Raw genomic sequence first — 14,423 nt, forward strand, 5'->3', positions numbered from 1 at the left:
GCCTCACCTCATACCGCATCTTCAAGTTTAAGCCTGGGAGCAACTCCCAGAGATTTGATTTCGTCCAGCAGCAACTTGAATGCATAGCTCATCTCAACAGGATATATATCCGTGTCAGCTCCACAGGTTGAGCAAAAAGCTACATTTCGCTGCTTGTCATATGTTGCAATCATTCCGCAGTGAGAACAGACAAGTTCCACAACCTTGTCCGATTCATCGAGCAGCCTTTCTTTTAGCGACATGGCAGCTCCGTGCCCTACCAGCACATCACGCTCCATTTCTCCGAATCTGAGACCACCTTCTCTGGCTCGGCCTTCGGTTGGCTGGCGGGTGAGCACCTGTACAGGTCCGCGAGACCGCGCATGCATCTTTGAAGTGACCATATGGTGCAGTTTCTGGTAGAGAATAACCCCAACAAAGACATCTGCAGGAATCATTTTGCCGGTTGCTCCATCGTAGAAAATTTCTTTTCCGGTATGGGCAAACCCATGCTTTTTCAGGGCTTCTCTGAGATCTTCTTCATTTTCTCCGGAGAAAGCTGTTGCATTGACTCTTCTTCCTTCCATGGAACCTACTTTTCCGCCAATCATTTCAAGGACGTGGCCTACAGTCATACGGGAAGGAATTGCATGCGGGTTGATCATCAGGTCCGGAGTAAGGCCTGATTCCGTAAAAGGCATATCGGCAATCGGGACTTTCAGGCCGATAACTCCTTTTTGCCCGTGCCTTGAGGCGAATTTGTCCCCAATGTCAGGAATCCTTTCATCCCTTACCTTTACTTTGGCAAGCCTGGTCCCATTAATGGATTCTGTCAAGATGACCGTGTCAACAATTCCGGTTTCATTTGACCGCATTGTGATCGAGCTTTCTCTCCTCTGCTCGACTGCAATCCCGAAGTCCGACGGTTCTTCAAGGAACCTTGGCGGACTGGTTTTTCCGATAAGCACATCATTGGGGCCAACCGGGGTTTCTGGATTTACAAGCCCGTCCGTATCCAGGTTCGCATAGGCTTCTGCACTGCGTGCTCCACGATATTCTGAGTCAGGAATCTCGAACTTATTTTCCTGCCCACCCGGATATCTTCGTTCTTCTCCTTCGAAAGTTCTGAGAAAGTGGCTTCTTCCGAGGCCTCTTTCTATTGAGCCATTATTGAAAATCAGGGCGTCTTCAATGTTATACCCTTCATAGGACAGGATTGCGACAACGAAGTTCTGACCTGCAGGTCTGTCGTCAAAACCTATTGCTTGCGATGTTCTTGTCTTGGTCATTGCCCTCTGAGGATAGTGGAGCACATGGGCTCGGGTATCAGGTCTGAGCTTCTGGTTTGCAGTTGCAACTCCGATACACTGCTTAATCATGGCTGCACCCATGGTATTACGCGGAGAGGCATTATGTTCAGGATAAGGAACCATTCCGGTAGAGATTCCTAAAATAAGTTCAGGATCAATCTCCATGTGAGTGTGATCTGGAGTAAGGTCAGCCTCATAGAGTCCGATATAGGCATTTTCCTCTTCTTCGGCATCAAGATACTCTATACAGCCTTCTTTTACCAGGTCATCAAAGTTGATTTCTTTGTTCCTAATTTTCTCTACATGCTCTTCAGTTACCCTGGGAAGTCCGTTCTCCACAACTAAAAGTGGTCTTCTTGCTCTGCCCATATCGGAGTTTATAATTACTTCTCTTGTGTTGTTGTTAAGAGCGACATTGACCTGTCTGGATATGAACCCCTGCCGCCTCATCCTTCTTAGCTCGTCTGCAAGCTCAGAAGGGTTATCATGGGTCCCGACAAGCTCCCCGTTTATGAATACTTTTGCTTTAGTCATCTAGCATCGACCCCTCAATCACCGAACGTTGATCCGGCATCGTCCATGTCTGAATAATCGTAAAAATCATCATCTTTGTATTTGGTTTCGGGTTCCGGAGTTTCTTCATATTCTTCAACAATTTCTTCTCCGAACTCATCGAATAAGGTTTCTTTTATTTTGACCGGGAGTTCAGGTACCTTTACAACCACACGCTCGACGTTTAAGTCATGGAGGATTTTCTTTATCCCTTCGGTATCTTCTATACCTGTTGAAAGTTCAACCATCTCGGCAAAGTTTTTCACCAGGCCACAGTTTGGGCCTTCAGGAGTTTCCGATGGACAGAGCCTTCCCCATTGGGTTGCGTGCAAGTCTCTGGCCTCAAAGTGAGGCTGGGCTCGTGAAAGGGGCGAAATTACCCGGCGCAGATGGGAAAGAGTAGAGATGTAGTCGTTTCTGTCAAGGAGCTGAGACACACCTGTTCTTCCTCCAACCCAGTTTCCGGTTGCCAGCGGGTGTTGCAAGCGGTCAGTCAATACGTCAGCCCTGACTATTGTAGCAACGTTAAGTTCTCGATTTCTCATGTTTGCGCGTTCGAGCTGGTATTTTATGTCTCTTGCAAGCCTGTTGAATGATACCCTGAAGAGATCTTCCATCAAGTCTCCTGCAAGTTTCAGCCTTTTGTTTGCATAGTGGTCTTTGTCGTCTTCCGAACGCTTGCCAAGGGCCAGTTCGAAACATGACTCAGCCATTCTTGCCAGGAAGTGAGCTTTGGAGATCCTGTCTCTCATGTCATTTCCAAGATGAGGGAACAGGTACCTGTCAATAACATAGTTTGCTCTTTTTATCTGGTATTCTTTGGCCTGACCTGCAGCAACCCTGGCTCCGATTTTCTCGATTGCTTCTTCCTGGGTTTCAACTTCGGCTTCTTCAAGGTTCTCCAGCATGAATTTTATAATTTCGGGATCACTTGAAACTGCATTTACAATGTCTTCGTCAGTTACGATCCCAAGAGCTCTCATAAGAGTAATAAAGAACACGCGGCCTGAGATCGAAGGGAAGGAAACTTCGAGCAGGGATTTTCTTCCTCTTTCTACGATTACAAGGGCTCTGTATCCGCGTTTCTGTGAGAAAACCTTCGCAACCTCTATAGTGTCACCGTACCTTTCCCCATATTCTACAAGAATTTTGTTAGGAGCGAGGTCTTCAAGGGTCATAACCACTCTTTCGGTACCGCCTATAATGAAATATCCTCCAGGATCAAGCGGATCTTCCCCATAACGGATTTTTTCAGTTTCGCTAAGCCCTGGAAGGTTACAGATCTTGGACTTGATCATGATGGGAAGCTGTCCTATTTTTGCTTCCATTACTTCGGACTCAACTCCGTCCTTTACCACGCTCATTTCGAGGTATAGAGGACCTGAGTACGAGAGGTTCCTGAGCCTTGCTTCGTTGGGATAAAGTTTTTCGATTGCCCCGTCGGCTTCCTTTACCACAGGATGTTCTACCCTTATCTTGCCTAGTTTGAGGTAGGTATCCTCGATATCGGTTTCTATTATTCTCTGTTCATCTATTATTTTTTGCAGCCCGTAATCTATAAACTTGTTAAATGAGTCTATATGGTGCTGCACTATCTTGTCCCGTGTAAAATAAGCCTGCGCCAGTATACTTGTTTCTAATGCGATGATAGCACCCTCTTTGCTTTATTAGAATGAAAATCAAGAGATTCTGATCCTTGGGTCGATGTGCAACTGTTGAGTTTTGCCATACGATAGTGCTGGAATTCAAAAAGGCATTCCGTGAAGAAAATATGATCGTGAAAGCGGTTTACTCCCCTCCGCTTACTCGATCACAAGTCTGTAATACTCTGCCTCCCCTGCAGTTTGACTTTTTCTTGTGATTTTCACTACGTCTCCGACAACAGCTCCGATTTCTTTACTAACAGGATCTTGCACTTTGATTTTCGGAAGTTGTTCCTTTTCAATGGAATACTTGCTTAAAACAGACTTTAACTCGCCTTCAGGCATGATTTCATGTTTAGGGACCGACTCATGGTCGAGCAGGCTGAATTTTGTCAAATCCTTTCCTCCAAAAACAAAGTATTCAAAAAATTTATCAAACTAATCTCTCTTGTGGATGGCCTTTCCACCGGATATTATATATAGAACATGGCGGGCCCGTAGGGATTTGAACCCTAGGCCGACTGGTTAAAAGCCAGTCGCTCTGCCTGACTGAGCTACGGGCCCAGTTAATTTTCTTCCTTCACTTTACTTTTCACACGGTGATTCTCTTATGCTGCCCTGCTGCCCCGCTGCATCAGGGAGCACCTATCACACCAGTGCAACCCTCTAATTCCAGCTATTCTATAAATAGTTTATGGTGAGAATATATTTTCTTCCGTAATTCCTATATATTTAAGGTAAAATTATTTCTTCCGTGGCGAATTTCAACCGGAATTATTCCAATCTTGCCGGAAAAATATATGTACGAGAATTTTCAACTTTTTAAAAGTAAGGCCAACAATTCAATTTATTTCTCTTATTTCCGGGTAACTTGAGACTTTTGCCCCGTTATTAATGATAGTCTTAATTTCCCGGCAGTCACCCTCCAAAAGTAAAGTATCAATTAACCAAAGTCGAATTCAAATTCTTGAATTTAAGCATTTTTTAAAAATGTAATTATGGTCTATCCTGAACTCCAATACTTTATTTATTAACCTTTTTCGGAATTACAGTACTAGTGTTGAGTCAAACAAATGTCGTATAAAATCGAGTGCCGTTATATAGGGATCATTGAATCCTCGATAATTGACTTGACACTAGTAAGGATGTTATATAATAGAATAGTGATGATTTTGTAATATGGAACTCAAAAACTCGGTGGAATTTGCTAACAACTGAAGAATTGCCAGCTAGACTATATACTTAAGCATAAGCGACATCGAGAATTAAAATAAGGGGTTATATTCTAAAGGGTATGCATATTTTTCAGTTAGCTTCAAACTTATTAGTTTTTCAGCTCCGATAGACTACACAGAACCCAATATGCTAATATTTATTTTTCAGATCGTACTAAGGAGATTATCTATATGGTCTTGAAAAGTGATGATTTTCTAGCCAATGAGATAATAGGCATAATTGGAGCCGGATTTCTTGGAAGAACCCTTGCAGAGACACTTATCGAACATGGATTTCCCAAAGAAAAGCTTATGATTTCTTATGGAGGGAAACCTTCAACTCTTGAAAGCATAAAAAAAGCAGGTTTAATCGGAAATATTACAGATAACAAGGTCATATGCCAGAAATCAACAATTATATTTATTGTCATTAAACCTCAATCCCTTAAGGAGCTTAAGAACCTTCCTTTCACAAATAATTCCCTTGTCGTCTCCTGCATGGCTGGCATTTCGTCAGCTTCAATGGAAGGAGCATTAGGCATTAAAGTATTCAGGATAATGACAAGTGGACCGGATACAATAAAAAGGAAAAAAGGTATTGTAGCAGTTTACCCTCAAAATGACACTTTAATAAATATCCTTTCATTTTTGAACTTAAGAGTTCATGAATTGCAAGATGAGGAAAGTATACATGTTTTTACAGTGGGAGTATGTCTTCCAGCGGCTCTTCTTATTGCAAATAAAATAGGGCTAAATATAGAAGATTCAATAGAAACAATTGATAAAGAATATTGTGGTTTTAGAGAGATTTATTACTGGGCTAAAAATGTTTTACCGGTTTTTGATTCTGAGAAGGCCCAGACAAATTATATAGAGCATATGAGTACAGAGGGCGGAATAACGGAATCAATAGTTAATAGCTTAAAATCTGGAGACACATTTTTGGACTCACTGAGAAAAGGTATTGCAAGGAGCAAAGAAATTTCGACCTTTGCCATGTTCGCATTAACTGGTGACGATAAGAGTAATGACTAAGAGTGTTCGAAAAGTCAAAGATAACTGTAAAAGTACAAAGTCTGTAAAGGTCTATAATATTGAGTACCTTAATATTGAGTACCTTAATATTGAGTACCTTAATATTGAGTACCTGCTCAAGTTATTTAAACTGCTCTTGTCAAGGTATAGTGAATCCCAAAATTTTCTGACAGGTTCTAGGTCTCTGGATGCATTTGACTTCTAAGTTCCTGAATACATTTGACTCGATATTCAGATAGAGTTAAAACGCACGTGAACTTTTAGTCTTGCTTTATCAGATTCGAGAATGGATTTTGGATAAATCCGTCCTGCAAAGAAACTCTTACATGTTTTCCTTAAATGCTTATATTTGCACCGAGCAGTTCAACAAAGGCTCTTAACCAGGCTGGGTGATTTGGCCATGCTTGAGCTGTTACCAGGTTTTTGTCTGTAACTACTGGTTTCGATTCCCAGTCAGCACCGGTTAACCTGCATTCCGGAGCACATGCCGGGTATGATGTTACCTTGTAGCCTTCCAGGACTTTAGCCGCTGCCAAAAGCTGCAGTCCGTGGCAAATGACTGCTACAGGCTTGTCAGCCGCAAAGAAATCCTGTACAAGTTTAATTGTCTCATCATACATACGGATGTATTCAGGGGCTCTGCCTCCAGGGACGACCAGACCTGCATAATCGTCCGCATTTACTTCAGCCGCGGACACATCTACCGGAATGCGATGCCCGGAAAGCTCGATATAGGTATCGAGCGTGGTGAAGTCGTGTACGACCAGTTGTAGCATATCCCCAGTTTTTTTGTTGGGTGCCGCTATATCTACCTGGTAGCCCAGCATCTGGAGTGACTGTTGGGGTACCTTCACCTCATAGTCCTCGGCGCAATCGCCTGTTAAGATCAGGATTTTCTTGGACATTTATTTTCCTTCCCGTGGTTTTAGCAATTTCAAGTCGTCTATTTATTTTTTTTCCAGGATGACCGACTCAGTTCAAAATCAGTTCCAGAAGTAGCTCTAACATCACTTATCTAATCTGTAATTGTGTTAAGTGGTTATGTTGCGAAACACATATTAATATTTCTTTAACGGCTATAATTTCTAAATATAATACCAGCTAAACATCAGGAGAATGTCAGTTATAAAAAGAGAACACCAGACAACAAAAGGACAACAATAGATAATAGATGATAATAGTAGAGAGAACTTCGATAAATCTATGCTTTTAAGCAATATTTACTTAAATCTGTTTATATTTATTTGTATTCATGACTTAAATCTGTTTATATTTATTTGTATTCATGAACACCCCTCGCTGATTTTGCTCTTAAAAAGAATACAAACGTCTGTGGCAGGCCTGAAACTGGTGTCATTGTGGTATTTAAAATAATAGACTGAGATTATGAGTTAATAAGAAGTTCAAAACAACAACTGCATCGGTACACGATTCTCAGGTAAAGTTGTCAGAAGAATATGAAGCGGTTTATAGGGATAAAGGATACTTTGGAGCAAAATCAAAAGGTTATGATGCAATAGTGAGAAGAGCAGTCAGAGGACACACGCTGGAAATAAAGGATGTATTAAGATAAAGAGAATTAGTTCAAAAAGAGTTTCAAGGAAACGAATATACGTAGTAACTAAAGAGACATTTAAAGCGGGAAGAGTTCTTGTTACTACGGTTAAAAGAGTAAATTTATGTTATATACGGCTTTATGTTACAATCTACATCAGTTAAAGATATTGAAAATAAAAGGAGTATATTGAAGATAGCATAAACTATCTTTAAGATCAAAGAATTAAGGATAAGGAAAGCTAAAAATAAGAACTTAATGGAGAAATTAGCTTGCTAGATTAAAGAAATTTCTACGAAGAAAAAATATGAGATTAATCGAAGTCTTTGACTAATTTCTTTACTTCTTTTGGTGTAAAATCTTCAGTTTTTATCAAACCCGTTCCATGTATTTGTGTTCCTTCAGATAGTGAACGTGAGGTTAGTTCTTTAACTAAATACCCTTTTTCTTTACATATTTTGTATAATCTGGTTCCATATAAGGGTGTTGCAATCATAACTGATGGCTTAACATAATATTCTTTCTCAAGCATTGCTGCAAACTGCAATGTCTTTTCCATATTTTCTTTCTTTTCACCTGGAAATCCAATAACAAAAAATGCTGACAATGGCATATCTAAAGCTTTACACATTTTTGCGGTTTTAATAACATCCTCTAAACGTAGGTGTTTATCAATAATATTGTCTAATATGAATTGATCACCGGACTCAACTCCTATTGTTAAATTGGTACAACCTGCTTTCTTCATCTTTTTAAGTAACTCAATGGTTAACCTATCAGCTCTGATTCCATTTGGTGTGTCCCAACTGAATTTAATATCTTTTTCAATTATGCTATTTATAATATCCTCAAATCTTTTTGTATCCAGCGTAAGATTATCATCTTCAAAATGTATATGTTCAATGCCATAATTCTCAATAACATGCTCTATATGTTTGATAATATATTCTTGTGAGTGCGCTCTCCAAACTTTTCCCATATGTAGATGGATAGAGCAAAAAATGCAATTATAAGGGCATCCCCTACTTGTTATCATCGAAATTTCTCTTAGGTGTTTTGTTGAGCGTTGTCTAACTTTCTTAGGGTTGGTGAACGTCTCCATATCCACTAAATGATACGCTGGGAAAGGAATGTCATCCAAGTTCTCTATAAACTTTTTTCTTGGATTTAATATTATATCATTATTTTTTCTATAAGCGACTCCTTCAATATTATTTATGTTCAGTTTTCCTTCGTGGTATTTGAGAATATCAAGCATCGTATATTCTCCTTCGCCAATAACTGCAAAATCAACACTGTTAGTATCTTCCAAAAATTCTGCTGCCATTACTGAAACATGTGGACCTCCAATAACAGTTGGAATATTAGAATCTATATCTTTGACGATTTCAGAAACTTTAATAGCATTGTCTAACTGAGCAGTAAAAGGGTTTGTTATACCTACAATATCTGGTTTACTTTGCTTTATTTTCTCTTTTATCTTTTCCCATGGCATGCCGAAGTACTTTGTATCTCCTATTTTTTGGGACTTGTAATCAGTAACACGTGTATCTAATATTTCCACATCATATCCATTTTTTTCTAATATAGCTGCTATATACATTATTCCTAATGGCAGTCCAATCCCCACACATTTTGAACCTGGAAAAAATGTTAAAGGAGGATTAATTAGAAGGATTTTCATGTTTATTCCACCTCTTATATTTTTAGTATTTTTTGCCTTTTTAAATACTGAGCCTATCCCAAAAATTCATTTACTCTAATTATTGCTGCTACCGTTATAACTCCTAAATATGATTTGTCTTTAATTCCGTGTCTTGGCAATACTTTCTTGCGTGACTCTATCCAACTAAAAAACCTTTCTACTATGCTTTTATTTTTATAGTCTTCCTGATCAACCTTTCTTGGAATTCCTCTCTTCTTTTTCGTCCTATTTCTTTTATTTATTAGTATATTGGACTTTATTCCTCTTTTCCTGTTATATTTCCTAATTTAAGCCGTATCATACATTGTATCAGTTGTCACTTTGGAAGGACTGTTGACAGGTCTTCCTACAGGTTTCTTTATGTTGAAATTTTTAAGTGTAGGTATATAAACTGTTGAATCATTCTTATTTGTAGGAACAATAATAATCAAGAGGGATGGGCCTTGTAAATCTACTAAAACGCTTATTTTTATTCCTTTTATTTTTGTGGCCGTTGTATCCGATATTTTTCCATTTTTTAGCCGGAAAATTCTTTGCATCAGTAAAACAGTAAGAAAGATCTATTTTATTCAAATCGTAACCTTTGTTTAAAAGTTCATTGAAAATCTTCTGATAAACACCATGTTCACATAGGTACAGATGGGATCTATTTACTGTTGACTTAGATCCATATTTCCTGGGAGCGCCTTTCCACGTACAACATGTCATAACAAGGTACAAAATACCGTTCATTAACTTCCCCATATTTGTACATGGCCTTCCTGTATGCGGTTTCTGTGGGGGAAGATAAGGTGCCATGGATCCCCATAGAACATGGTCGATTTCACGAAATGACATAAAGGTAAATTTATAATTTTAATCTAATATTACTTTTTGGATGGCTCACTGTACATTATAAAATTACAACAGGAAACCACTCTCATGATATGCTGTGAGTAGTTAATACATAAGTAAAAATTTAAAAGTTATATATTTAGCTCAGTTTTAACTGGCACTACTTTTGGATAAAAAATACATTCGTGATCAGGATTATTTTTCATTTTCTATTAAGTTTAAATACGATCTACAAAAAATATGTTATTTTCATCACTTTTTGTAAACCTGAAAAATGTAATTCGATGTAACATATCTAATTATTACATATAATAAAATAATACATATAACATTGCAACATCAATATATTTATTTATATTTCTTAGGTTAAGGAACCAGTTAACCATAATATGACTACTGCAATTACCTAGGCATCTTGATTTACTTTACAGATTTACAGAAAAACATGATAATAGTAACGCATTTCTATCATATGTATCTTAACCGATGACGAATAAAATCACGCTTTGGTTATATACTCATACCTGACATCTGCCCTTGTAATCCTTGGTACCTGTCCCCACATACCAATATATTCTCCCTGGATTACAAGTGCCCCTTTTATTCCTGGAATTTCTTTCACGGCTTTAAAAGAAGCCTCTACGGATTCCTTTCCTATACCTACCTCATTTCCAAGAGCCGTTGCAGCCGCATCCGCCAGAGAAACATCTTCTGAGAATACTGCAGCTGCATCAGCCATTCCGAAGCTGATTGAAGGGCCAACTGTTCCTGCTGAGGTGCATACGCCTGTAATCGAATCTCTGGGTCCGAATACCAGTCCCAGGTTTTTAATAGGGGACTGCCCTGCATAGATCCCAACCACAACAGGTCTGTCATTGATGAGTGCAATATCCCCGCCGTTGTCGACAATAGCATACTTTGCTCCTGCTTCAACCATTGCTTCCACTGCAAGAGCCGAAATTGTGCCTGCAACCGCACTCATTGGCCCTATGCCCATAATGTTTCCTGCTTTTACCATCCTTTTTACAATTTCAGGGGCATCTTCAGGGCATTCGTAGGGTTCAAGAGTGAGCTGAAAATAAGGGTCCGAAAGAATGTAAGTCTCAAGAGCTGACCTGTGAACGTGAATTGCTTCTTTTGCAGCTTCAATATGTTCCTGCTTGTCGGCTGCAATGGTAACTATAGTTTCTTTGAGCTGGAAATGTTCTTTAATCGGGGTTCTGACAGTTTTTTTATCGGGTTCTTTATCAGGTTCTTTTATAAGATCTGGCATATTGATTCAGATGGTATTTATTGCTTAAAAAAGAGGTGCTCCCGAGTTCCCTCCCTGGAGAAGGAAGTGATATGCAAGCAAGACTGAGGCAGACATGAAATTTTAAGGACCTTTTTAAACCAGGCCCCTGCGTCTTTCACTCCTGTATTCATCAAAGAGGCTCTGCAGTTCATCTTCCTTGGCTTTGTGGCGTTTTTCATCAGCTTCTTTTTCCCAGGCTGCAATTGCAACTTTAAGGATTTCCGGCTCGGCCATTGCAAAGTCTTCAGCTCTTTCAAGCGGAATATTTTTTAAGACCGGCACATCGCCTTTGAAGAAGGTTTCCTCGGCTGCGTGCGAAATATCCTCAGGGATGAGTACGGCCCGGACTCCGGCTTCTACAAGGATCTGAGCGGTTGCAGTTCCGCCTCCGCTTGGATTTTCAAGGAAAACTACATCGCCTGTCTTAAGTCCGTATTTTTCCTTTGTTTCGGCAATGGATTCCTTCGTAAAAGCGGCAATAACTTTGACAGCCGTACCTTCGCCACGGACCTCCATTTTCTGAATTTTACGCAGCTTGTTGCTTCTGCGCCGGAGCTCCTTTACGGTTTTATTTTTATGGCTGACTTCTTTCTTCAGGCTTTCAATTGTTTCGTCCCTTATTTTGATTTCTTTTGATTTTCGGATTTCGCTGTAAGCTTCCTTTTTGAAGCTGTTCAGTCTTGATTCAAGCTTTGAGATTTTCCTGTCTTTTGCTAGCAGTTCTTTCTTCAGTTCCTCAAGATATTCCTGAAGGTTCTGGATCTGCTCGCTCTGCCTCTGGACCGTTTCTCTTATTTTTAGGTGAGACTCGTCAACTGACCTGTCCTCTGTCTTTTCGGCATGCTCTCTTTGCCTCGATTTTTCAGGCTCACCCGAAACCCGAACTTTTTCGATTGCCGCTTCTATTGAAGCTCCACGGATTACATGAAATTTTATCAACTCAAGATCGGCATTCTGCGGAGCTTTCTTTTCAATTCTGGAAAAGATATTCTTATAACTCCTGTAAGTGAGAAGAGCCGCAGTCAATGCATCCCTTTCGTGGTCATTGGAATAACCGAAAGTCTTTCCAAGCGCTATTTTTTCCTCGGCAGAAACCTCGATTCCGGGACTTGCAGGTACTGCATTAAAGCTTCTTCGAATTTTCTCAACCGAGCCAGGCATTGGAGTTACGTCGCTGGCAATAACTGCAGGTTTTCCGTATTCGGCAATAAGTTTGACCACTTCGTCAGGAGCCATTCCCCTGGAGCTTTTCAAGTAAAGAAGCTCTCCTTCAAGAGAGAGAATCGCTATTCCCACGGTTGTTCCGGGATCGATTCCCACGATTGTGAACTTACGTCTCGGGTTCTTCGGTTTAAGGGGAATATATCGGATTTTATCGCGTTCAACACTTCTTACGCTTACCTGAGCGTCGTTACTTGCCATTGGATGTATTGGTACCTCTCCACGCTTTGCATAGACAGTGAATTCAGACCTGACATAGCCTCCGAAACCTTTTACATTTACGGCTTCGAATCTGATGCCTTTTTCCCGAGAAAGATCTTTCAGGGTATTCTCAATCTCCCTGCTCCTTTGCAGCACAGCTCCATGTACCTTCCTGCGGTACCGGTTCTGGCTCCAACCTCCTCTTCCCAGGGAACGGGCTCTACTGACTTTAATTTTTGTAATATCTTCAAAAAGAGAAACCTCATGTCCAACCCCCATATCTGCAAGGCGGGCACATATTTCGGCTTCATCGTTCGGGTTTTCGGGATCAAAAGAGAGACCGTGTTTCCGTGCTAGTCTTACAAGCGGTTCGGGATGCAGCCCACCTGTGACCTGAACGAGTTTAACACCTTCAGGCAGTTTTTCCATAAGAGAAAGGAGCTCACTTCGGTTAGCTGCAAGCTCGAAAATATTATCAACAGCTATTATCTCCGGCCTTTCTCGCTGGATCATATTAAAGATTTTCTGGCGACGGAGCATACTTTGATGAAGAACCTCCCCGTCCTTAAGGATAGCAAGTGCGTACCTGGGAAGTTCCCTTGCCCTGGGAGAACCCCGGGCAATATCAATTCCATATATAATCCTTTTTTGCATGAGCATCTATATTTTATTTTTTATAGAATATATATTTAACTGCGCCTGTTTTACTATTTAAAATTATTTATAATATAGCTTCTTGAGTTGTTTGTCAGATATTTCAGGAAAGACAAGCATAGTCCAGATGAAATGCACATAGTCCGGATAGGCCTTCGAGCTAGTATCCGAATTGTGCAGGTTTGAAGAACCCTTGATTTAGCTGTTATTTCACAGCGTACTCCATTTAAAACTTCAGTTTACTGGTTGCAGTACTCTTTGCTGTTTGGATTTCTTTTCACGAAATTTCCACTTGCTACTATATTCTCTAATTTTTTATTTTGTGCACAGTAAAACGGTCTCCTGGTAATACCATCTGTTGATAAGGATTGCCTTTGTATAGCATTTACTTTCTTAAAAATTACCAAATTTGAAATTTGCAGGTTTGATTACAAAAACAGTATCTAAAGACTCAAAATGACAGGAAGCACCTGTTAAGCTCTTATGTACTGAATTCCGGAAACGATTGAATTAATTTGGGAATACTGTCAAAAGTATCATATATGGGGACTATAAATATAACAGTTAGTAAGTATTGAGAGTACTTTACACAACTTTCGGGGTTTGTTTTAAGAATCTTTCTCTTGATACATGCAGATTCTCGAGAATAAACTAAAAATTGTAGCGCAGTGAGTGCGAAAATACCATAGTATATGTAATATAATAAATTTGATAGTATAATCTAATTTGAGGTGTAAAAGATGTTGAAAAATCGGCTTATAATAGCAGGTTTAGTGATATGTTTAGTCCTGGCAGCGATGCCAGCGGTCTTGAGTGCTGCATCTTCTCAAAGTCAGGAAATATCTCTCTCAGGCGGTCAGCAATCAACAGCCCCAGTCACATTGGGAAAATCAATGTCTACAACAGCTGTGACCAATAATATAGCAACCAAGTACTGGCTTGAACTGAAGGCCTATCCGTCTTCCAATACAAGATCTCTTTGGCTCTATGCAGGTAATGGCTGGAGGTGCTTATCCAACCCATCCGAAAACATTGAAACCTCCGTACAAAATGCATTTGCTAACCCTGACATCTTCCAGGTTAAGGTCTGGTACTCTGGACAGAAAATTGTCGGATTAACAGTAGTAACTAAATGATTATAACTGTGTAATTATAACTATATAATTATAAATAAGGTAAGTTTTTAAATTGAACCGAAAAATAAACTTAAAGTCTGTTTGCAGATC

10 protein-coding genes, 1 tRNA gene and 1 pseudogene are annotated in these 14,423 nt (G+C 39.7%); 3 read left to right on the forward strand and 9 right to left on the reverse strand.

The annotated features are described in order from the left end of the window. Positions 1-8 precede the first annotated feature (8 nt). From rpoB to ASJ81_RS07460, 4 genes are all read right to left on the reverse strand, one after another. Positions 9-1,823 (reverse strand): DNA-directed RNA polymerase subunit B, encoded by a 1,815-nt coding sequence (gene rpoB / locus ASJ81_RS07445; protein WP_095643932.1) that lies wholly within the window; start codon positions 1,821-1,823, stop codon positions 9-11. A gap of 14 nt (positions 1,824-1,837) precedes the next feature. Then, complete coding sequence (locus tag ASJ81_RS07450; RefSeq protein ID WP_245859898.1) at positions 1,838-3,433, reverse strand: DNA-directed RNA polymerase subunit B''; 1,596 nt, start codon at positions 3,431-3,433, stop codon at positions 1,838-1,840. 210 nt (positions 3,434-3,643) lie between these two features. Continuing rightward, positions 3,644-3,880, reverse strand: coding sequence for a DNA-directed RNA polymerase subunit H (locus tag ASJ81_RS07455; RefSeq protein WP_095643934.1), 237 nt, complete (start codon positions 3,878-3,880; stop codon positions 3,644-3,646). 91 nt (positions 3,881-3,971) lie between these two features. Then, positions 3,972-4,048 (reverse strand) — tRNA-Lys (locus ASJ81_RS07460). A gap of 842 nt (positions 4,049-4,890) precedes the next feature. On the opposite strand from ASJ81_RS07460, the gene ASJ81_RS07465 reads away from it, so the two are divergent. Beyond that, positions 4,891-5,733, forward strand: a complete 843-nt coding sequence (locus ASJ81_RS07465; protein ID WP_095643935.1) for a pyrroline-5-carboxylate reductase family protein — start codon at positions 4,891-4,893, stop codon at positions 5,731-5,733. Between the two features lie 335 nt (positions 5,734-6,068). Here ASJ81_RS07465 and ASJ81_RS07475 read toward each other — a convergent pair whose 3' ends face one another. After that, entirely contained in the window at positions 6,069-6,638 is a 570-nt protein-coding gene (locus ASJ81_RS07475) for a DJ-1/PfpI family protein (RefSeq protein WP_095643937.1), read from the reverse strand. A gap of 477 nt (positions 6,639-7,115) precedes the next feature. On the opposite strand from ASJ81_RS07475, the pseudogene ASJ81_RS23620 reads away from it, so the two are divergent. Further along, positions 7,116-7,481: pseudogene (locus ASJ81_RS23620) on the forward strand (IS5/IS1182 family transposase); the annotation flags it as partial. 120 nt (positions 7,482-7,601) lie between these two features. On the opposite strand, the gene ASJ81_RS07480 reads toward ASJ81_RS23620, so the two are convergent. The 4 genes from ASJ81_RS07480 to ASJ81_RS07500 form a co-directional block, all read right to left on the reverse strand. Next, positions 7,602-8,972: a B12-binding domain-containing radical SAM protein gene (locus ASJ81_RS07480; RefSeq protein ID WP_095643938.1), complete on the reverse strand. Its 1,371-nt coding sequence runs from the start codon at positions 8,970-8,972 to the stop codon at positions 7,602-7,604. A gap of 426 nt (positions 8,973-9,398) precedes the next feature. Next, positions 9,399-9,830, reverse strand: coding sequence for a transposase (locus ASJ81_RS07490; protein WP_095643940.1), 432 nt, complete (start codon positions 9,828-9,830; stop codon positions 9,399-9,401). Positions 9,831-10,326: 496 nt separating this feature from the next. Further along, positions 10,327-11,100, reverse strand: coding sequence for a UPF0280 family protein (locus ASJ81_RS07495; protein WP_095643941.1), 774 nt, complete (start codon positions 11,098-11,100; stop codon positions 10,327-10,329). A gap of 114 nt (positions 11,101-11,214) precedes the next feature. Further along, on the reverse strand, positions 11,215-13,203 hold the full coding sequence (locus tag ASJ81_RS07500) for a DUF460 domain-containing protein (RefSeq protein ID WP_095643942.1): 1,989 nt from the start codon (positions 13,201-13,203) through the stop codon (positions 11,215-11,217). 767 nt (positions 13,204-13,970) lie between these two features. Here ASJ81_RS07500 and ASJ81_RS07505 point away from each other — a divergent pair. After that, a complete protein-coding gene (locus tag ASJ81_RS07505) occupies positions 13,971-14,333 on the forward strand; it encodes a hypothetical protein (protein ID WP_141241616.1) in 363 nt (120 codons plus the stop codon). The last annotated feature ends 90 nt before the right edge of the window (positions 14,334-14,423 follow it).

The sequence above is a fragment of the Methanosarcina spelaei genome (assembly GCF_002287235.1).
In the GTDB taxonomy this organism is placed as follows: domain Archaea; phylum Halobacteriota; class Methanosarcinia; order Methanosarcinales; family Methanosarcinaceae; genus Methanosarcina; species Methanosarcina spelaei.

What these genes read in the sequence shown, in the direction of transcription:
- rpoB (WP_095643932.1), bottom strand. Translation starts at nt 1,823, where the DNA reads ATGACTAAAGCAAAAGTATTCATAAACGGGGAGCTTGTCGGGACCCAT.
- ASJ81_RS07465 (WP_095643935.1), top strand. Translation starts at nt 4,891, where the DNA reads ATGGTCTTGAAAAGTGATGATTTTCTAGCCAATGAGATAATAGGCATA.
- ASJ81_RS07475 (WP_095643937.1), bottom strand. Translation starts at nt 6,638, where the DNA reads ATGTCCAAGAAAATCCTGATCTTAACAGGCGATTGCGCCGAGGACTAT.
- ASJ81_RS07480 (WP_095643938.1), bottom strand. Translation starts at nt 8,972, where the DNA reads ATGAAAATCCTTCTAATTAATCCTCCTTTAACATTTTTTCCAGGTTCA.
- ASJ81_RS07490 (WP_095643940.1), bottom strand. Translation starts at nt 9,830, where the DNA reads ATGTCATTTCGTGAAATCGACCATGTTCTATGGGGATCCATGGCACCT.
- ASJ81_RS07495 (WP_095643941.1), bottom strand. Translation starts at nt 11,100, where the DNA reads ATGCCAGATCTTATAAAAGAACCTGATAAAGAACCCGATAAAAAAACT.
- ASJ81_RS07500 (WP_095643942.1), bottom strand. Translation starts at nt 13,203, where the DNA reads ATGCTCATGCAAAAAAGGATTATATATGGAATTGATATTGCCCGGGGT.